The organism is Enterobacter sp. BIDMC 26 (assembly GCF_000534435.1).
Lineage (GTDB): Bacteria > Pseudomonadota > Gammaproteobacteria > Enterobacterales > Enterobacteriaceae > Enterobacter > Enterobacter ludwigii.
On the sequence record NZ_KI973182.1, the window covers coordinates 111,975 to 129,267 of the forward strand.

19 protein-coding genes are annotated in these 17,293 nt (G+C 55.6%); 10 read left to right on the forward strand and 9 right to left on the reverse strand.

The genetic code is table 11. From position 1 onward, the window contains the following. Positions 1-6: 6 nt before the first annotated feature. The 3 genes from secF to L462_RS22725 all read left to right on the forward strand — a co-directional run bounded on the left by secF (position 7) and on the right by L462_RS22725 (position 2,181). On the forward strand, positions 7-978 hold the full coding sequence (gene secF, locus L462_RS22735) for a protein translocase subunit SecF (protein WP_020885225.1): 972 nt from the start codon (positions 7-9) through the stop codon (positions 976-978). 142 nt (positions 979-1,120) lie between these two features. Beyond that, entirely contained in the window at positions 1,121-1,486 is a 366-nt protein-coding gene (locus L462_RS22730) for a VOC family protein (protein WP_020885224.1), read from the forward strand. Between the two features lie 14 nt (positions 1,487-1,500). Then, positions 1,501-2,181 (forward strand): helix-turn-helix transcriptional regulator, encoded by a 681-nt coding sequence (locus L462_RS22725; RefSeq protein ID WP_032677509.1) that lies wholly within the window; start codon positions 1,501-1,503, stop codon positions 2,179-2,181. A gap of 48 nt (positions 2,182-2,229) precedes the next feature. Here the strand turns inward: L462_RS22725 and L462_RS22720 are convergent, their stop codons facing one another. Beyond that, entirely contained in the window at positions 2,230-3,114 is an 885-nt protein-coding gene (locus L462_RS22720; protein WP_025204975.1) for a nucleoside-specific channel-forming protein Tsx, read from the reverse strand. A 266-nt stretch (positions 3,115-3,380) separates the two neighbouring features. Then, entirely contained in the window at positions 3,381-3,920 is a 540-nt protein-coding gene (locus tag L462_RS22715) for a SadB/YajI family lipoprotein (RefSeq protein ID WP_032679649.1), read from the reverse strand. 152 nt (positions 3,921-4,072) lie between these two features. Here L462_RS22715 and nrdR point away from each other — a divergent pair, with 152 nt between their 5' ends. From nrdR to thiL, 5 genes are all read left to right on the forward strand, one after another. Further along, complete coding sequence (nrdR, locus tag L462_RS22710; RefSeq protein WP_008503337.1) at positions 4,073-4,522, forward strand: transcriptional regulator NrdR; 450 nt, start codon at positions 4,073-4,075, stop codon at positions 4,520-4,522. 4 nt (positions 4,523-4,526) lie between these two features. After that, positions 4,527-5,630, forward strand: coding sequence for a bifunctional diaminohydroxyphosphoribosylaminopyrimidine deaminase/5-amino-6-(5-phosphoribosylamino)uracil reductase RibD (gene ribD / locus L462_RS22705; protein WP_020885222.1), 1,104 nt, complete (start codon positions 4,527-4,529; stop codon positions 5,628-5,630). Positions 5,631-5,717: 87 nt separating this feature from the next. Continuing rightward, complete coding sequence (gene ribE / locus L462_RS22700) at positions 5,718-6,188, forward strand: 6,7-dimethyl-8-ribityllumazine synthase (RefSeq protein WP_006176874.1); 471 nt, start codon at positions 5,718-5,720, stop codon at positions 6,186-6,188. Positions 6,189-6,209: 21 nt separating this feature from the next. Beyond that, the gene (nusB, locus tag L462_RS22695; protein WP_006809908.1) at positions 6,210-6,629 is read left to right on the forward strand and encodes a transcription antitermination factor NusB; all 420 of its coding nucleotides are present in this window, start codon (positions 6,210-6,212) and stop codon (positions 6,627-6,629) included. A 78-nt stretch (positions 6,630-6,707) separates the two neighbouring features. Then, positions 6,708-7,679 carry a thiamine-phosphate kinase gene (thiL, locus tag L462_RS22690; RefSeq protein WP_032677510.1) on the forward strand — a complete coding sequence of 324 codons (972 nt, stop codon included), beginning with the start codon at positions 6,708-6,710 and terminating at the stop codon, positions 7,677-7,679. Between the two features lie 81 nt (positions 7,680-7,760). Here thiL and L462_RS22685 read toward each other — a convergent pair whose 3' ends face one another. The 4 genes from L462_RS22685 to xseB all read right to left on the reverse strand — a co-directional run bounded on the left by L462_RS22685 (position 7,761) and on the right by xseB (position 11,828). Then, positions 7,761-8,735: an aldo/keto reductase gene (locus L462_RS22685; RefSeq protein WP_032677512.1), complete on the reverse strand. Its 975-nt coding sequence runs from the start codon at positions 8,733-8,735 to the stop codon at positions 7,761-7,763. A gap of 63 nt (positions 8,736-8,798) precedes the next feature. Further along, complete coding sequence (gene dxs / locus L462_RS22680; protein ID WP_032677513.1) at positions 8,799-10,661, reverse strand: 1-deoxy-D-xylulose-5-phosphate synthase; 1,863 nt, start codon at positions 10,659-10,661, stop codon at positions 8,799-8,801. A 24-nt stretch (positions 10,662-10,685) separates the two neighbouring features. Further along, positions 10,686-11,585, reverse strand: coding sequence for a (2E,6E)-farnesyl diphosphate synthase (gene ispA / locus L462_RS22675; protein ID WP_014168855.1), 900 nt, complete (start codon positions 11,583-11,585; stop codon positions 10,686-10,688). Then, positions 11,586-11,828 carry an exodeoxyribonuclease VII small subunit gene (gene xseB / locus L462_RS22670; RefSeq protein ID WP_008503331.1) on the reverse strand — a complete coding sequence of 81 codons (243 nt, stop codon included), beginning with the start codon at positions 11,826-11,828 and terminating at the stop codon, positions 11,586-11,588. It abuts the gene before it with no gap. A gap of 312 nt (positions 11,829-12,140) precedes the next feature. Here xseB and thiI point away from each other — a divergent pair, with 312 nt between their 5' ends. Further along, the gene (thiI, locus tag L462_RS22665) at positions 12,141-13,589 is read left to right on the forward strand and encodes a tRNA uracil 4-sulfurtransferase ThiI (protein ID WP_014168857.1); all 1,449 of its coding nucleotides are present in this window, start codon (positions 12,141-12,143) and stop codon (positions 13,587-13,589) included. Positions 13,590-13,634: 45 nt separating this feature from the next. On the opposite strand, the gene yajL is transcribed toward thiI, so the two are convergent. Both yajL and panE read right to left on the reverse strand, forming a co-directional pair. Continuing rightward, on the reverse strand, positions 13,635-14,228 hold the full coding sequence (gene yajL, locus L462_RS22660) for a protein deglycase YajL (protein WP_032677515.1): 594 nt from the start codon (positions 14,226-14,228) through the stop codon (positions 13,635-13,637). Next, positions 14,191-15,102, reverse strand: a complete 912-nt coding sequence (panE, locus tag L462_RS22655) for a 2-dehydropantoate 2-reductase (protein WP_014168859.1) — start codon at positions 15,100-15,102, stop codon at positions 14,191-14,193. Before panE ends, yajL begins: the two co-directional genes overlap by 38 nt. A 203-nt stretch (positions 15,103-15,305) precedes the next feature. On the opposite strand from panE, the gene L462_RS22650 reads away from it, so the two are divergent. After that, complete coding sequence (locus L462_RS22650) at positions 15,306-15,797, forward strand: YajQ family cyclic di-GMP-binding protein (RefSeq protein WP_020885215.1); 492 nt, start codon at positions 15,306-15,308, stop codon at positions 15,795-15,797. Positions 15,798-15,829: 32 nt separating this feature from the next. On the opposite strand, the gene L462_RS22645 is transcribed toward L462_RS22650, so the two are convergent. Next, positions 15,830-17,191 carry an MFS transporter gene (locus tag L462_RS22645; RefSeq protein WP_032677517.1) on the reverse strand — a complete coding sequence of 454 codons (1,362 nt, stop codon included), beginning with the start codon at positions 17,189-17,191 and terminating at the stop codon, positions 15,830-15,832. Positions 17,192-17,293: the final 102 nt, after the last annotated feature.

Genomic DNA, 17,293 nt, shown 5'->3' on the forward strand with positions numbered 1-17,293 from the left:
TGCGTTGTGGCACAGGAATATACTGTTGAACAATTGAACCACGGCCGTAAAGTCTGGGACTTTATGCGCTGGGACTACTGGGCTTTCGGCATTTCAGGTTTACTGCTGATCCTCTCCCTTATCGTGATGGGCGTGAAAGGCTTTAACTGGGGTCTTGATTTCACCGGCGGTACGGTAATTGAGATCTCCCTGGAAAAACCGGTCGATATGGACCAGATGCGCCAGTCTTTGCAGAAAGCGGGCTTTGAAGAGCCGTTGCTGCAGAACTTCGGCAGCAGCCGTGACATCATGGTGCGTATGCCGCCGGTGCACGATGCGAACGGCAGCCAGGAACTGGGCAGCAAGGTTGTTAACGTGGTTAACGAAACAACCAACCAGCATGCGACGGTTAAGCGTATCGAGTTCGTCGGGCCAAGCGTAGGTGCTGACCTGGCGCAAACCGGTGCGATGGCGCTGCTGGTGGCTCTGATCTCCATTCTGGTGTACGTCGGTTTCCGCTTTGAGTGGCGACTGGCGGCGGGTGTGGTTATCGCCCTGGCGCACGACGTGGTGATCACCATGGGCATACTGTCTCTGTTCCACATTGAGATTGACCTGACAATCGTGGCATCCCTGATGTCCGTTATCGGTTACTCACTGAACGACAGTATCGTGGTATCTGACCGTATTCGTGAAAACTTCCGTAAGATCCGTCGCGGTACGCCGTACGAAATCTTTAACGTGTCGTTGACCCAGACGCTGCACCGTACGTTGATCACATCCGGAACCACCTTGATGGTGATCCTGATGCTGTTCCTCTTCGGTGGCCCGGTACTGGAAGGCTTCTCGCTGACCATGCTGATCGGTGTCTCTATCGGTACGGCTTCATCTATCTACGTCGCCTCCGCACTGGCACTGAAACTTGGCATGAAGCGCGAGCACCTGCTCCAGCAGAAAGTCGAGAAAGAAGGGGCGGATCAGCCGTCTATTCTGCCGTAAGACGACGTGTCGTTCGTTCCCGAAATCCCGGTCTGTTGACCGGGATTTTTTTTATCTGCTCCTGCCAAACACTCCTGACAGTATGCTGTCAGGAGCCCTGTCGTAGACTCTTTTCGAACCCAAACAACAGGCAGGAGGATGTATGAAGAGTGTAATTAACTGGTTTGAAATTCCGGTCGCCGATATGGATCGCGCTATCAAATTTTATGAGCCCGTGATGCAGGTACAGCTGAGACGAGAGAAAATGGATGTGGCTGAGTTAGCCGTTTTCCCGCATGACGATCCGGCCACCGGCGGCGCGCTGGCAAAATTTGAGGGCATTACACCGTCCGTACAGGGCGCTATTATTTACCTGCATACTGACAACCTGGCGGCAACGCTCGATCGCATCGCGTCTGCGGGTGGCGAGTGCGTGTTTGGCCCGCTGGAATTGCCGCGTGGCATTGGCACCATAGCCTTGTTTACCGACAGCGAAGGTAATCGCGTCGGCCTCCATCAACCTGCCTGAGAGCTGAATACGATATGACCCGACGCGCTGACCGTTTGTTTCAGATTGTGCAGATCCTGAGAGGCAGGCGTCTGACAACGGCAGCGCATCTGGCGGACAGGTTGAGCGTATCGGAACGGACCGTATACCGTGATATCCGCGACCTGTCGCTTTCCGGCGTGCCGGTGGAAGGGGAGGCGGGAAGCGGCTATCGGCTGATGTCCGGTTTTGACTTACCTCCGCTGATGCTGACGAACAAAGAATCTGAAGCGCTGATGGTCGCCATCCGTCTGCTGAAAACCTGGGGGGGCGACTCGCTCTCGCGTGAGCTTGAGTCGGCGCAGGAGAAGGTACTGGCGATCCTGCCCGAGGAGAGCCGACGTAAGGCGGAGCAGACGCGAATATATGCGCCGGATATTGCGCTTCAGCCGCATTCGCGCAGCGACTTTGATATTATTCATCAGGCTATTTCTGCCCAGTGCGTACTGGCGCTGCATTATCGTGATGAAGCCGGGCATCTGACATGGCGTGACATTCAGCCGCTGGGGCTGTTCTTCTGGGGAGAACACTGGCTGCTGGCCGCGTGGTGTGAACGGCGTGATGACTACCGCTGCTTCCGGCTCGACAGGTGTCTGAATATTACGCTCACGCAGAGGCGTTTTAGCGAAAGCGCGGAGCGATCGCTGGCGGATTTTCTGCGTAAGGTGAAGCAATAAAAAAGCCAGCATATCAGCTGGCTTTGTCCGTTTTTGCCTTCTTTCACATCAGAAGTTGTAACCGACAACCAGGTAACCACCCCAGCCGGTAGAACGTACGCTGAAGTCGCCATTGCCGAAGTTCAGGCTTGCGTCATCGTTCCACTGACCGCCGTTATGCCAGTAACGCGCAACAACGGAGTAGTGCCAGTGATCGTAGTTCAGCGCCAGGATGTGGCTGGAGGCGATGGAGTCGTTGGTACGCGCTTTCTTACCGTTCAGATCACGGAAGTCGTTGTCGCCCAGGTCTGAACCCCAGTCAAAGTTGGTGAAACCGATATAGCTCAGGTTACCGCCCCACAGCTGGGTAATTGGCACAAAGTATTTCACTTTGAAACGGTAGCCATCCCACTCGTTTTCGTTCGCGGCACCGTAGTTCTGCCACTGGTATTTCGCATAGACGTTCAGGGACAGGCTCATTGGCAGACCGGTGTCGATGTCGGTACCCAGGCCCATATACCAGGTGCTCTGACGACCGGACGCGTTACGGCCCATGTCGTAGATGTAGTTGTTCGCGAAGTACCACTCTTTGAATGGACCAAACGCCAGGCTGGTGCCCGTCAGCTTATCAATGGAGAAGCGGGGTTCGATCTCCATGAACAGGGGGGAACCGTGGTTCCAGATACCTTTCGCATCGGTGTTACCACCGAAGAAGACCGGTGCATCCATATAGCCGTAGAAATCGAACCAGTCTTTCTTGGCGAAGGCTTCGTACTCCAGGTAGGTATCGTTGCGGATCTGTGGTCCGAAACGGGTGTGATAGCTGCCGACCACGTTAACGCTCTGGTGCCACCAGTCGGAGAGGTATTGTGGTTTATCGTTTTCCGCTGCGTTAACAGTGAAAGTGGAGGAGAGTGCCAGCACGGCGCCAGCCGCGAGTAATGTTTTTTTCATAATCATGCCACTGATTGAAATTCCCTTCCGGGAGTGAAAAATGCGCGAATTGCGTTTCTAAATATTTCGTGTTTCTGCGGAGCCTATTATAGGAATCCTTGCTCACAAAAATATGTGTTGTTTCACATATCTCTCACACGCGTAATCGATTGCGTTCACGTTTGCGTACTTTAAACGGCGGGGATTGTAGCGGCAATGATTTCTGTTGCCAATCTTTGCGGATTGTAAATGTTAGCGGAGTGACATTGCACTCCGCTGAAAGAGGATTACTGCGCGGCAGGCTGGATATCGTGAATGCGGATGAAACCTAACTGATCCGGCGTAAGTCCGTTCAGCTGGATCGGAATGTCAACATCGCTCGGGGCCAGCACGCTGGCGGGAGCGGTGAACAGCTGGCTCTTCACGTTCACTTCCTGATAGTTCTCGGTGGTGCCCTGAATCTGCCCCCACTCGACGGTGCCGCTAAAGGCTGGCAGAGGATCGTTGGATTCCCCCTGAATGCGTAATGTTGCGCGAGTACCATCCGCATTGGCCGCCACGTTAACCAGTAACATTTTCAGCGTGCCAATCTGGCTGTTGAGGCGCGCCGGGGTGTTTGACCCGGGCAGCAGATAAACCCCGCTGCTGGATTTGGCATTCAGCGCGTTTTGCTGGGTGATCTTCACGGTTTCTTTGTTCAGTTTGTCCATCGCGGTATTGAGCGTATTCACGCTTTGTTTCATTTGACGGACTTCGGTTTGCTGTGCACAGGCGCTAAGGGTAAACAGACTCCCCACCAGCAATATTTTCAGGTAACGTCTTGTCATTGCGTTTATTTCCTTGAAATAACGGATCTCCGTAATGGTAGCCAGCATCGCATTAACAGGCATAGATCCTTTGTCTCAAAAAGCTCTTCCTTTGTTGTCAGGCCAGATCAGGGTAAAATGAAAATCAGTTAACCACATAACAGGGATACCGTATGCATTGCCCATTCTGCTCCGCTGTGGATACCAAAGTTATCGACTCTCGCCTTGTGGGCGAAGGGTCTTCCGTACGCCGCCGCCGGCAATGTCTGGTGTGCAACGAGCGTTTCACGACCTTTGAGGTTGCAGAGCTGGTAATGCCGCGCGTGGTAAAAAGTAACGACGTGCGTGAGCCGTTTAACGAAGAGAAACTGCGCAGCGGGATGCTCAAGGCGCTGGAAAAACGCCCTGTCAGTGCAGATGACGTCGAAATGGCGTTAAACCACATAAAATCTTACCTTCGTGGTTTGGGTGAGCGCGAGGTGCCAAGCAAGATGATTGGCAACCTGGTGATGGAGCAACTGAAAAAGCTCGATAAGGTCGCCTATATCCGCTTCGCCTCTGTGTACCGCAGTTTCGAAGATATCAAAGAGTTTGGCGAAGAGATCGCCCGCTTACAGGATTAAGCTCATGCAGGATGAGATTTACATGGCGCGAGCCATGAAGCTGGCGCAGCGCGGTCGTTTTACCACCCATCCCAACCCTAACGTCGGGTGCGTCATTGTCAACGATGGCGAGATCGTGGGCGAAGGGTTTCACTACCGTGCCGGTGAGCCCCATGCCGAAGTTCATGCCCTGCGCATGGCCGGCGAAAAGGCGCGCGGTGCAACGGCCTACGTGACGCTGGAACCCTGCAGCCACCACGGCCGTACCCCGCCGTGCTGTGAAGCACTGATTGCGGCGGGTGTCGCGCGCGTTGTCGCGGCGATGCAGGATCCCAATCCGCAGGTTGCCGGACGCGGCCTGTATCGACTGCAGCAGGAAGGAGTTGATGTCAGTCACGGTCTGATGATGCAGGATGCAGAAGCGATCAACAAAGGCTTCCTGAAGCGCATGCGCACCGGGTTCCCGTACATTCAGCTTAAGCTTGGGGCCTCACTGGATGGTCGTACGGCGATGGCGAACGGCGAGAGCCAGTGGATCACCTCTGCGCAGGCAAGGCGCGATGTGCAACGTCTGCGCGCGCAAAGCCATGCTATCCTCACCAGCAGTGAAACGGTTCTGGCTGATAATCCTGCCATGACCGTGCGCTGGGATGAACTGAATGCCGATACCCAGGCGTGCTACCCGCAGGAAAACCTGCGTCAGCCGCTGCGTATTGTCATCGATAGCCAGAATCGCATCACGCCTGCGCACCGCATCGTGCAACAGCCGGGCGAAACCTGGATTGCACGCACGCAGGACGATGCGCGTGAATGGCCGCAAGGCGTACGCAGCATCATGGTGCCAGAGCATAACGGGCACCTCGACTTAGTGGTGCTGATGATGCTGCTTGGTAAGCAACAGGTGAACAGTATCTGGGTAGAAGCGGGGCCGACGCTGGCCGGCGCGCTGCTGCAGGCCGGGCTGGTGGATGAGCTGATTGTCTACGTAGCACCTAAACTGTTGGGTAACGATGCGCGTGGTCTGTTTGTGCTGCCGGGTCTTGAAAAACTTGGCGATGCACCACAACTCAAATTTAGCGAGATTCGTCCGGTGGGCCCGGATGTCTGCCTCCATTTAACGCCAGCGTAATTGCTCCTGAAATAGGGAAGCAGTGCGCAAAGTATTATGATAAAATCCGCCCCCCTGCGGGGCCAAATGAACCCGTAAAGGAAGAGTATGAACATTATTGAAGCTGCTGTAGCTACCCCGGACGCTCGCGTCGCCATCACCATTGCGCGTTTCAACAACTTCATCAACGACAGCCTGCTGGAAGGTGCCATTGACGCCCTGAAACGTATCGGCCAGGTTAAAGATGACAACATTACCGTTGTTTGGGTTCCAGGTGCTTATGAACTGCCACTGGCAGCGGGCGCGCTGGCGAAAACCGGTAAATACGACGCGGTGATTGCGCTGGGTACCGTTATTCGTGGCGGCACTGCACACTTCGAGTACGTTGCAGGCGGTGCAAGCAATGGTCTGGCACACGTTGCGCAGGATGCAGAAATTCCTGTCGCGTTTGGCGTGCTGACTACCGAAAGTATTGAACAAGCCATTGAGCGCGCTGGTACCAAAGCCGGTAACAAAGGTGCAGAAGCTGCACTGACCGCGCTTGAAATGATCAATGTGTTGAAAGCCATTAAGGCCTGATTTTTTTGTAAGGGGAATTCCGTGAAACCTGCTGCTCGTCGCCGCGCCCGTGAATGTGCCGTCCAGGCACTTTACTCCTGGCAGTTGTCCCAGAACGACATCGCTGATGTTGAATACCAGTTCCTGTCAGAACAGGACGTGAAAGACGTTGACGTTCTGTACTTCCGTGAACTGCTGTCGGGAGTGGCGACTAATAGCGCGTATCTCGATGGTCTGATGAAGCCATACCTGTCCCGTCTGCTCGAAGAGCTGGGTCAGGTTGAGAAAGCAGTGTTGCGTATCGCGCTGTTTGAGTTGTCTAAACGTGATGATGTGCCGTACAAAGTGGCCATCAACGAAGCGATCGAACTGGCGAAAACCTTCGGCGCTGAAGACAGCCATAAATTTGTAAACGGCGTGCTGGATAAAGCCGCACCTGCGATCCGTCCCCACAAAAAGTGATCCGCAAACCGGAGTTTTGCATTGCCTGCCGGGCAGTGCGGCTCCGGTTTTTTTATTTAATTTGCTGAGGCATAACGTATGGCATGCGGCGAATTCTCCCTGATTGCCCGTTATTTCGACCGTGTCAGAACCTCTCGTCTTGATGTTGAAACCGGCATTGGCGATGACTGCGCACTTCTCAATATTCCCGAAAAACAGACGCTGGCAATCAGCACCGACACCTTAGTGTGCGGACGTCATTTTTTACCTGATATCGATCCCGCCGATCTGGCGTATAAAGCGCTGGCGGTCAACGTAAGCGATTTAGCGGCCATGGGCGCCGATCCCGCGTGGCTGACGCTGGCGTTGACGCTGCCCGAGGTGGATGAAGACTGGCTTGAAGCCTTTAGCGATGCGCTGTTTGATCAGCTCAACTACTACGATATGCAGCTGATCGGCGGTGACACCACTGCCGGGCCGCTGTCGATGACGCTTGCGATCCACGGCTATGTCCCGCTGGGCCGGGCGCTTAAACGCTCGGGCGCAAAGCCGGGTGACTGGATCTACGTGACCGGCACGCCGGGCGACAGCGCCGCAGGGCTGGCGATCCTCCAGGACCGCTTACGCGTCAAGGATACCGACGATGCGGCATATCTGGTGAAACGCCATCTGCGCCCAACGCCGCGTATTTTGCACGGCCAGGCGCTGCGCGAGCGGGCAAGCTCGGCTATCGATCTCTCTGACGGGCTTATCTCCGATCTCGGCCATATTCTGAAGGCCAGCGGTGTGGGCGCGCGCGTAGATCTGGATCTGTTCCCACTGTCAGAGCCATTGCTTCGCCATGTGGAACCTGAGCAGGCTCTGCGCTGGGCGCTCTCCGGCGGCGAAGATTATGAGCTGTGCTTTACCGTACCGGAGCTGAACCGGGGAACGCTGGACGTGGCGCTAGCTCACCTTGGGGCGAAGTTTACCTGTATCGGACAGATTATGCCGGAAAGCGAAGGGCTGAAATTTGTGCGTGATGGCGCGCCGGTTACGCTTGACTGGAAGGGTTACGACCACTTTGCGTGATTCGTCTGCCGGGTAGCGCTGCGCTTACCCGGCCGAGGGGTTTTGTTCCCTCTCCTTTTGGGAGACGGGCAGGGCGAGGGCTTACTTAAACCCTACCACCGGATGCTGCTGGTACGGCGTTTCCAGCTCGGCGACTTGCTCAGGCGTCAGCGTTAAATCAACGGCACTCAACAACTCATCCAGCTGTTCTTCCCGCGATGTACCGATAATCGGTGCCGCGACTCCGCGTTTGCTCAGCAACCACGCCAGCGCTACCTGCGCACGCGTGGCACCGGTATCATCGGCAATCCCCGCTAAACGCTCGGCGATCAACGCATCGCTGGCTTCCGTACCTTCGTATAAGGTTTTACCGAACGCATCCGACACCGAGCGGGCAGTGGTCTCTCCCCATGGTCGGGTGAGGCGTCCGCGCGCCAGGGGACTCCATGGGATCACCGCTACACCTTCCTGATAGCAGAGCGGCAGCATCTCGCGCTCTTCTTCGCGATAGATAAGGTTGTAGTGATCCTGCATGGTGACAAACCGTGCCCAGCCATGCTGCGCCTGAAGGTCAAGCGCTGAGGCAAACTGCGAAGCGTGCATAGACGATGCGCCGATGTAACGTGCCTTCCCGGCCTTAACCACATCGTTAAGGGCTTCCAGCGTCTCTTCAATCGGCGTGTTGTAATCCCAGCGGTGGATCTGCAGCAGGTCGACATAATCCATATTCAGGCGCCGGAGGCTGTCATCAATGGATCGCAGGATTTGCGCACGGGAAAGGCCTTCAGGCAAATCACCCACCTGGTGATATACCTTGGTGGCGACGACCACATCGTCACGGCGGGCAAAATCGCGCAGGGCGCGGCCGACAATCTCTTCGCTGCTGCCGTCGGAGTAACTGTTGGCAGTATCAAAAAAGTTAATCCCGCCGTCGAGTGCGCGTTTGATGATAAGGCGGCTGCTCTCTTCCGGCAGCGTCCAGGCGTGATTTCCCCGGTCTGGCTCGCCAAAGGTCATGCATCCCAGGCAAAGTCGGGAAACCTGAAGGTCTGTTGTTCCTAATGTCGTGTATTGCATGGTTCCGCTCCTGCTTTTTTAAACAATACGTTTAAGCATAGCAGGAGCGGAAAAGGGGAGGGATCAGGCAAGCCAGGAACGGATTTTCGACTCAATGCCGGCCGCATCCAGGCCAATCGCCGCACGGGCTTCGTCCTGGGTGCCTTGTGGAATGAAATGATCCGGCAGACCAAGGTTCAGTACCGGCACGGCTTTACGGTTAGCCATCAGCACTTCGTTTACGCCGCTGCCCGCACCGCCCATGATGGCGTTTTCTTCCAGCGTGACCAGCACGTCATGAGATTCCGCCATGCTCAGGATCAGGGTCTCGTCGAGCGGCTTCACAAAGCGCATATCCACGAGGGTCGCATTCAGCGCTTCAGCCACTTTCGCGGCCTCCGGCATCAGCGTACCAAAGTTCAGGATCGCCACTTTCTCACCGCGACGCTTCACCAGACCTTTACCTATCGGCAGTTTTTCCAGCGGCTGCAGTTCAACGCCGACGGCATTGCCGCGCGGGTAGCGCACCGCACTAGGGCCATCCTGATAGTGGTAGCCGGTAAACAGCATCTGACGACATTCGTTCTCATCGCTTGGCGTCATGATGACCATATCCGGGACGCAGCGCAGGAACGACAGATCAAATGCCCCCTGGTGCGTCTGGCCGTCAGCACCCACAATGCCTGCGCGGTCGATAGCAAACAGGACCGGCAGCTTCTGGATGGCAACGTCATGGATCACCTGGTCGTAGGCGCGTTGCAGGAAGGTGGAATAAATGGCGACAACCGGGTTATAACCGCCAATCGCCAGGCCTGCCGCAAAGGTCACCGCGTGCTGCTCGGCAATGGCAACGTCAAAATACTGGTCCGGGTATTTTTTGGAGAACTCCACCATGCCAGAACCTTCACGCATGGCCGGGGTGATCGCCATGAGCTTATTGTCTTTAGCGGCGGTTTCACACAGCCAGTCGCCAAAGATTTTTGAATAGCTCGGCATGCCGCCGCTGCTTTTGGGCAGGCAACCGCTGCTCGGGTCGAATTTCGGTACCGCGTGGAAGGTGATGGGATCTTTTTCCGCCGGTTCGTATCCACGGCCTTTTTTGGTCATGATATGCAGGAACTGCGGGCCTTTCAGGTCACGCATGTTTTTCAGCGTGGTGACAAGCCCCAGAACGTCATGCCCGTCCACCGGACCAATATAATTAAAGCCCAGCTCTTCAAACAGCGTACCCGGTACGACCATGCCTTTGATGTGTTCTTCGGTGCGTTTAAGCAGTTCTTTGATTGGCGGTACGCCGGAGAAGACTTTTTTGCCGCCTTCGCGCAGCGAGGAGTAAAGCTTGCCGGAGAGCAGCTGCGCCAGATGGTTGTTCAGCGCGCCCACGTTTTCGGAAATCGACATTTCGTTATCATTAAGGATAACCAGCATGTCTGGCTTGATATCGCCCGCATGGTTCATGGCCTCAAAGGCCATACCGGCAGTGATCGCCCCGTCGCCAATGACGCAGACGGTACGACGCTGTTTATTCTCTTTTTCGGCTGCCACCGCAATACCGATACCCGCAGAGATCGAGGTGGAGGAGTGCCCAACGCTTAATACGTCGTACTCGCTCTCGCCACGCCATGGGAACGGGTGCAGGCCGCCTTTCTGACGAATGGTGCCAATTTTATCGCGACGTCCGGTCAGAATTTTATGCGGATAGGCCTGGTGGCCGACATCCCAGATGAGCTGATCGAACGGCGTGTTATAGACATAGTGCAGCGCCACGGTCAGCTCTACCGTGCCAAGCCCGGAGGCGAAATGGCCGCTGGAGCGGCTTACGCTGTCGAGCAGGTAGCGACGCAGCTCATCGCACAGCTTCGGCAGGCTCTCTTTCGGCAACAGGCGTAACTCCTGGGTGGAGTCAACTAACGCCAGTGTCGGGTATTTGGCAATATCAAAACTCATCAAAGGCTCATCGAGATAGTGTGTTTATTTATCACGCTGGATTATATAGTCCGCTAGCGCTTCCAGTGCCGAAGTATCCAGTGATTGCGCGGCCAGTTGATTCAGCGACTGGCGGGCATCCTCTATCAGATCCCGGGCTTTACGTTGGGCTTGCTCAAGACCCAGCAGGGCGGGGTAGGTACTTTTGCCAAGCTGCTGATCCGCACCCTGACGTTTACCCAATGTTGCAGTATCGCCCACCACATCCAGAATGTCATCCTGAACCTGGAATGCCAGACCGATACTTTCTGCGTATCTGTCCAGTATCGGCAGGGCTTTGCGCCCCTGTTCACCCGCGCTCAGGGCGCCCAGACGAACGGCTGCACGAATCAATGCGCCCGTTTTATGGCGATGAATACGCTCCAGCTGTTCCAGATTAACCTGACGTCCTTCCGCTTCCAGATCCAGTGCCTGACCGCCACACATACCGGCGACGCCGCTGGCCATTGCCAGTTCAGAGATCATCGACAGACGGTCACGGTCGGCCACTTCGGCCATCGGCGCATCGCTCAGAATCGAGAACGCCAGGGTTTGCAGGGCATCCCCCGCCAGAATGGCATTCGCTTCGCCAAACTTGATGTGGCAGGTAGGCTGGCCACGACGCAGATCGTCGTCGTCCATGGCCGGCAAATCATCATGGATCAGCGAATAGGCATGGATGCACTCAACGGCGGCTGCCGGGGCATCCAGCGTGTTAGCGCTGATACCAAACATGTTGCCCGTGGCGTAGACCAGAAACGGACGCAGGCGCTTTCCACCCAAGAGTGCGCCATAGTGCATGGCTTCAACCAGTGGAGTGTTCTGAAAAGGCTGTGGCTCAATAAAACGGCGCAGCGCATCGTTGGCACGCGCGACGCATGCCTGAAGCTCGTTGGCGAAATCCATTTACTCGGCGTCCGGTGTGAATGGCGTAGTTTTAGCGTCTTCGCTGTCGGACAGCAGGATCTGCACGCGCTGCTCGGCCTGCTGCAGTTTGACCTGCCCCTGGCGCGCCAGCTGCACGCCGCGCTCGAATTCATTGAGCGCCTCTTCCAGCGGTAAATCGCCGCTCTCAAGGCGGGTGACAATCTGCTCCAGCTCACTCAGCGCAGTTTCAAAACTGGCCGGTGCGTCGTTCTTCTTCGGCATAGTGAATTGACTCTTATATTCTCAGCCCCGACATGGTAACGGACTCGGGGCAATTATCAAATAACGCGCAATGTGCACAGGAGCGGCGTGAAGATGATATACTTGCGCGCCTGGATGCAGCCACGGGTGTGGGCTGCTATACACGTCATCCTTCAGGTTGTCTCTGTTTGGGCTACGTTTGCGCCTTTCCGTTACTTACTCGCGTAAGCTTGCGGGGGGCTGTGACTCGCCGCGTTGATGCCACCTGAATGATTTTGTGTATATTTCATTTTCCATTACAAGCCTTAAGCTTGCCTAAGAAACATTGCCGCCATGAAGTTTATCATTAAATTGTTCCCTGAAATCACCATCAAAAGCCAATCTGTGCGTTTGCGCTTTATTAAAATTCTCACCGGGAACATTCGTAACGTATTAAAACACTACGACGAAACGCTCGCCGTGGTGCGTCACTGGGACCACGTTGAGGTTCGCGCGAAAGATGAAAACAAACGTCAGGATATTCGCGACGCGCTGACCCGTATTCCGGGCATTCACCATATTCTGGAAGTGGAAGACGTTCCTTACACCTCCCTGCATGACATTTTTGAAAAAGCGCTGGTGCAGTACCGCGATCAGATTGAAGGCAAAACCTTCTGCGTGCGCGTGAAGCGTCGTGGTAAGCATGAGTTTAGCTCCATTGAAGTGGAGCGCTATGTGGGTGGCGGCCTCAATCAGCACGTTGAGAGCGCCCGCGTGCGCCTGACTAACCCGGATGTGACCGTAAACCTGGAGATCGAAAACGATCGCCTGCTGCTGGTGAAAGGCCGTTATGAAGGTATCGGCGGTTTCCCAATCGGCACGCAGGAAGATGTCCTGTCGCTGATCTCCGGCGGTTTCGACTCCGGTGTTTCCAGCTATATGCTGATGCGCCGCGGCTGCCGCGTACACTACTGCTTCTTTAACCTGGGCGGTGCGGCGCATGAAATCGGCGTGCGTCAGGTCGCGCATTATCTGTGGAACCGCTTCGGCAGCTCCCACCGCGTGCGTTTTGTGGCGATCAACTTTGAGCCAGTGGTCGGCGAAATCCTTGAAAAAGTGGACGACGGTCAGATGGGCGTGGTGCTGAAGCGCATGATGGTGCGTGCAGCGTCCAAAGTGGCGGAGCGCTACGGCGTGCAGGCGCTGGTCACCGGTGAAGCGCTGGGCCAGGTCTCCAGCCAGACTCTGACCAACCTGCGTCTTATCGACAACGTATCGGATACCCTGATCCTGCGTCCGCTGATCTCCTACGATAAAGAGCACATCATCGATCTGGCGCGCAAAATCGGTACCGAAGATTTTGCCCGCACCATGCCGGAATACTGCGGTGTGATCTCAAAAAGCCCGACCGTCAAAGCGGTGAAGGCGAAAATCGAAGCCGAAGAAGAGAACTTCGATTTCGGCATTCTGGAGAAGGTGGTGGCGGAAGCGACCAACATCGATATCCGCGAGATCGCCCAGCAGACCGAGCAGGAAGTGGTTGAAGTTGAAACCGTCAGCGGTTTCGGTGCCAACGACGCGATTCTGGATATCCGTTCCATTGATGAACAGGATGACAAACCGCTGCAGGTTGAAGGCGTGGACGTGGTTTCCCTGCCGTTCTACAAGCTGAGCACCAAATTCGGCGATCTCGACCAGAGCAAAACGTATCTGCTGTGGTGCGAGCGCGGGGTGATGAGCCGTTTGCAGGCGCTGTATCTGCGCGAGCAGGGCTTTGCAAATGTGAAGGTCTATCGTCCTTAACCGTTTGCCGGGTGGCGGCTTCGCTTACCCGGCTTTCTTTACACGCTACGCTTCGTAAAAATTATAAATCCCCGCCGCCATCACTAACGACGACGCCACCTCGTAGGCTTTCTCACGCCCGACCAGCAGGTCGATAATCTTCAGTCCAAAATCGATCGCGGTACCCGGCCCCTGGCTGGTGAGCAGATTGATGCGCGGATCCCAGACCACACGTTTATCCACCCATTGTTCTTCAGGAATGGTCTCTTTCAGTCCCGGGAAACCGGTCATATTCCCGATCGGGAAAATGTTATGCGGCACCAGAACCGTGCCGGCTGCGGCACAAATTGCCGCAACGATGCGCCCCGACAGATGGAATTGCCTGACGGTTTCGACCAGGAGCGGGCTATCGCGAAAATACTCCGCGCCCTTCAGGCCGCCCGGCAGTACGATGATGTCGTAATCCCCGTCGGCCACCTGCACAAGCGGTGCATCGGCGAGGATTTTTACGCCGCGTGAACAGGTGATGGTCAGATTACCGTCGCTGGCGACGCTGGCGGTGGTCACGTTAATGCCGCCGCGCACCATCAAATCAATGGTGGTGACGGCTTCTGTCTCTTCGCTACCAGGGGCGAGGCAGATCAGTGCTGACGCGCTCATATTCACTCTCCTTACGTTTAACCAGGTCATACAGACGGGCATTTTCCGGCACGGCAATGCCGTGGGCGCGGGCGCGTTTAAGCAAATAGCCCGTGATGTAATCAATCTCTGTGTGGCGTAATGCCCGAATGTCCTGCAACATCGAGGAGATGTTTTCTGCAGTACTTTCAATTACCTGCTCAACATAATAGCGTAAATCCTCCGCCGAGGTATGCAGGCCTTCACGTTCGATAACCGAGGCGACCTCCGCGCACAGGGTGGCAATTTCCTGCGGATGATTTTTCAGTTCCCCGTTCGGGCAGTTCCACAGCGCCGTCAGCGGATTGATCACGCAGTTAACCGCCAGCTTGCGCCACAGCTGCGGGCGGATAGTGTCATGCCAGGCCACGTCCGGCAGGACCTTCTGCAGAACATCCGCCAGATAGCTGTAGTCGCCATCCTGCGTACGGGCGGGGCCCATGTGCGTTACGCCGCTGGCGACATGCACGATAATGTTGCCATCGCGGCGTGCAGCGTGCGTGGTGGTCGCCATCAACAAGGGATGCGGGATGCTTTTCAGCTCATCAATGGTTCCCATGCCGTTATGCAGCAGCAGGATGGGGGAGTCTGGGGGAAGTTGCGCGGCCAGCGTCTTTACCGCATCTGATACCTGCCATGCTTTGAGCGTGACCAGCAGCAGATCGCTTTGCGCCAGAAAATCCGGATCGTTCGCGGTGAGTGATTCGTTGAATATACTTCCGTCTTCGTCAATCAGGTTCACACTGCAATAGGGCTGGGGCACGCGCAGCCAGCCCTGTACCTCATGTCCGTGCTTGCAAAGCGCGGTCAGCCATAGCTGTCCAAGGGCTCCGCATCCGAGCACTGTAATTTTCATTGTTCCTCCTCACCTGCAACTGCGCCAGGTGTTACGGCCTAAGTATAGCGCCGTCAGCTAAGCTTCTGTTGAGTAAACCCTGTGACATCTGTGCGGTGTTTCCTCACGTGAGCGGCCAGGGATAGCTGCAACTCGAATTATTTGGGGTATCTGCCTTGTAGCGGGTATTATGCAACGCAACAAAAATGAAGGGAGAAGAAAAGATGCCATCTTTCGATATTGTTTCCGAAGTTGATATCCAGGAAGTCCGCAACGGCGTTGAAAACGCAAGCCGTGAAGTTGAGTCACGTTTCGACTTTCGTGGCGTTGAGGCCACTTTCGAGCTGAACGATGCGAATAAGACCATTAAGGTCCTGAGCGAATCTGATTTCCAGGTTAACCAACTGCTGGATATTCTGCGCGCCAAGCTGCTTAAACGCGGCATTGAAGGCACCTCACTGGATGTACCAGACGAGTTTGTACATAGCGGTAAAAACTGGTTTGTCGAAGCCAAACTGAAGCAGGGTATTGAGAGCGCGGTTCAGAAGAAGATCGTTAAGCTCATCAAGGACAGCAAGCTGAAGGTTCAGGCGCAAATCCAGGGTGAAGAAATTCGTGTGACCGGTAAATCCCGCGATGACCTGCAGGCCGTTATGGCGCTGGTTCGTGGCGGCGATCTGGGGCAGCCGTTCCAGTTCAAGAACTTCCGCGATTAAGACAAAAATGCCCGGTTTTACCGGGCATTTTTTCAGGCTTTGAGAGCCTGCTCGATTTCGAAGCGGTTAGTCACTTTACTGTCTATTTTGACGTAAGCGCTGCGCTCTTGTGGGGCAATAAGCACTTCACTTACCCCCTCTGTTGCTTCAAGACGCTGTTTTAGCGCGTCGGTAATCTCAACATCCTCAGGAATTTCGACCCGCAGACTGCTGACGTAGCGCGGCTCTTTCATGCTGCTGGCGACCAGCAGCCAGACCATCGCCAGCAGTGCGCCCGCGAGGAACACGGTTTGCGAATCAAACAGGCCGTCCACCCAGCCGCCGAGCGAGCCCCCGATAGCCACGCCGATAAACTGGCTGGTGGAGTAGATCCCCATTGCTGTGCCTTTATAGCCGGCCGGGGACTCCTTGCTAATCAGCGACGGCAGCAGGGCTTCCATCAGGTTAAAGGCCAGGAAGAAGAGCTGCACGCCGGCCACCAGTTCCCAGAAGTGCGGGCCGGATCCCCAGAGCACAATCTCGGCAATCAGCAGCACCGCCACGCAGCCAATGAAGACGCGCTTCATCTTGCGTTTCACTTCGGCGTAGATGATGAACGGCACGACCGAGACGAACGAAATCAGCATGGTCACCAGATAGATTTTCCAGTGCTCCGCGGCAGGGAAGCCCGCGGCGGCAAGCTGACCGGGAAGGGCGACAAAGGTCGACATCAGCAGGATGTGCAGACACATAATGCCGAAGTTAAGTTTAAGCATGCGCGGTTCCACCAGCACTTTGCTGAAGCAGCCTTTCACCATCCCGGATTCACGGTTAAGGACGTGGTTTTTGCTGTCCGGCACCACCCAAAGGGTCAGCGCAATACCGACGGTCGCCAGCACGGCAATCATCCAGAACAGGGCATGCAGACCGAGTTTATGGGTGATGATAGGCCCGAGCACCATCGCAATCGCGAAAGTGACGCCAAAGCTCACGCCGATAAACGCCATCGCTTTGGTGCGATTCTGCTCACGGGTTAAGTCTGACAGCAGCGCCATCACGGCGGCGGCAATCGCGCCAGAGCCCTGCAGGGCGCGACCAAGAATAATTCCCCAGATGGAGTGGGAGAGGGCGGCTATCACGCTGCCGAGCACAAAAATAAGCAGGCCGCCGACAATCAGCGGTTTACGACCAACCCGATCCGAGAGCAGGCCAAATGGGATCTGAAATACCGCCTGAGCCAGGCCGTAGATGCCAATCGCCAGGCCAATCAGCGCTTCGCTGGCACCCTGTAGCGCCATGCCGTACGTGGTCAGAACAGGCAGGACCATAAACATGCCAAGCATCCGTAGCGAGAAAACAGTCCCTAAACCCCAGGTCGCGCGCAATTCGCCTGGCGTCATTTTATAATCGTTCATTACCACCTCAATTCAAAAGCAGGCCATAGTGTAGTGCGGGGAAGGGGCGGGGTAAATAAAGGGTTATTTAACAAATATTACATGCGTTATTAATGGATTCGA

What these genes read in the sequence shown, in the direction of transcription:
- L462_RS22730 (WP_020885224.1), top strand. Translation starts at nt 1,121, where the DNA reads ATGAAGAGTGTAATTAACTGGTTTGAAATTCCGGTCGCCGATATGGAT.
- L462_RS22725 (WP_032677509.1), top strand. Translation starts at nt 1,501, where the DNA reads ATGACCCGACGCGCTGACCGTTTGTTTCAGATTGTGCAGATCCTGAGA.
- L462_RS22720 (WP_025204975.1), bottom strand. Translation starts at nt 3,114, where the DNA reads ATGAAAAAAACATTACTCGCGGCTGGCGCCGTGCTGGCACTCTCCTCC.
- L462_RS22715 (WP_032679649.1), bottom strand. Translation starts at nt 3,920, where the DNA reads ATGACAAGACGTTACCTGAAAATATTGCTGGTGGGGAGTCTGTTTACC.
- nrdR (WP_008503337.1), top strand. Translation starts at nt 4,073, where the DNA reads ATGCATTGCCCATTCTGCTCCGCTGTGGATACCAAAGTTATCGACTCT.
- ribD (WP_020885222.1), top strand. Translation starts at nt 4,527, where the DNA reads ATGCAGGATGAGATTTACATGGCGCGAGCCATGAAGCTGGCGCAGCGC.
- ribE (WP_006176874.1), top strand. Translation starts at nt 5,718, where the DNA reads ATGAACATTATTGAAGCTGCTGTAGCTACCCCGGACGCTCGCGTCGCC.
- thiL (WP_032677510.1), top strand. Translation starts at nt 6,708, where the DNA reads ATGGCATGCGGCGAATTCTCCCTGATTGCCCGTTATTTCGACCGTGTC.
- L462_RS22685 (WP_032677512.1), bottom strand. Translation starts at nt 8,735, where the DNA reads ATGCAATACACGACATTAGGAACAACAGACCTTCAGGTTTCCCGACTT.
- dxs (WP_032677513.1), bottom strand. Translation starts at nt 10,661, where the DNA reads ATGAGTTTTGATATTGCCAAATACCCGACACTGGCGTTAGTTGACTCC.
- ispA (WP_014168855.1), bottom strand. Translation starts at nt 11,585, where the DNA reads ATGGATTTCGCCAACGAGCTTCAGGCATGCGTCGCGCGTGCCAACGAT.
- xseB (WP_008503331.1), bottom strand. Translation starts at nt 11,828, where the DNA reads ATGCCGAAGAAGAACGACGCACCGGCCAGTTTTGAAACTGCGCTGAGT.
- thiI (WP_014168857.1), top strand. Translation starts at nt 12,141, where the DNA reads ATGAAGTTTATCATTAAATTGTTCCCTGAAATCACCATCAAAAGCCAA.
- yajL (WP_032677515.1), bottom strand. Translation starts at nt 14,228, where the DNA reads ATGAGCGCGTCAGCACTGATCTGCCTCGCCCCTGGTAGCGAAGAGACA.
- panE (WP_014168859.1), bottom strand. Translation starts at nt 15,102, where the DNA reads ATGAAAATTACAGTGCTCGGATGCGGAGCCCTTGGACAGCTATGGCTG.
- L462_RS22650 (WP_020885215.1), top strand. Translation starts at nt 15,306, where the DNA reads ATGCCATCTTTCGATATTGTTTCCGAAGTTGATATCCAGGAAGTCCGC.
- L462_RS22645 (WP_032677517.1), bottom strand. Translation starts at nt 17,191, where the DNA reads ATGAACGATTATAAAATGACGCCAGGCGAATTGCGCGCGACCTGGGGT.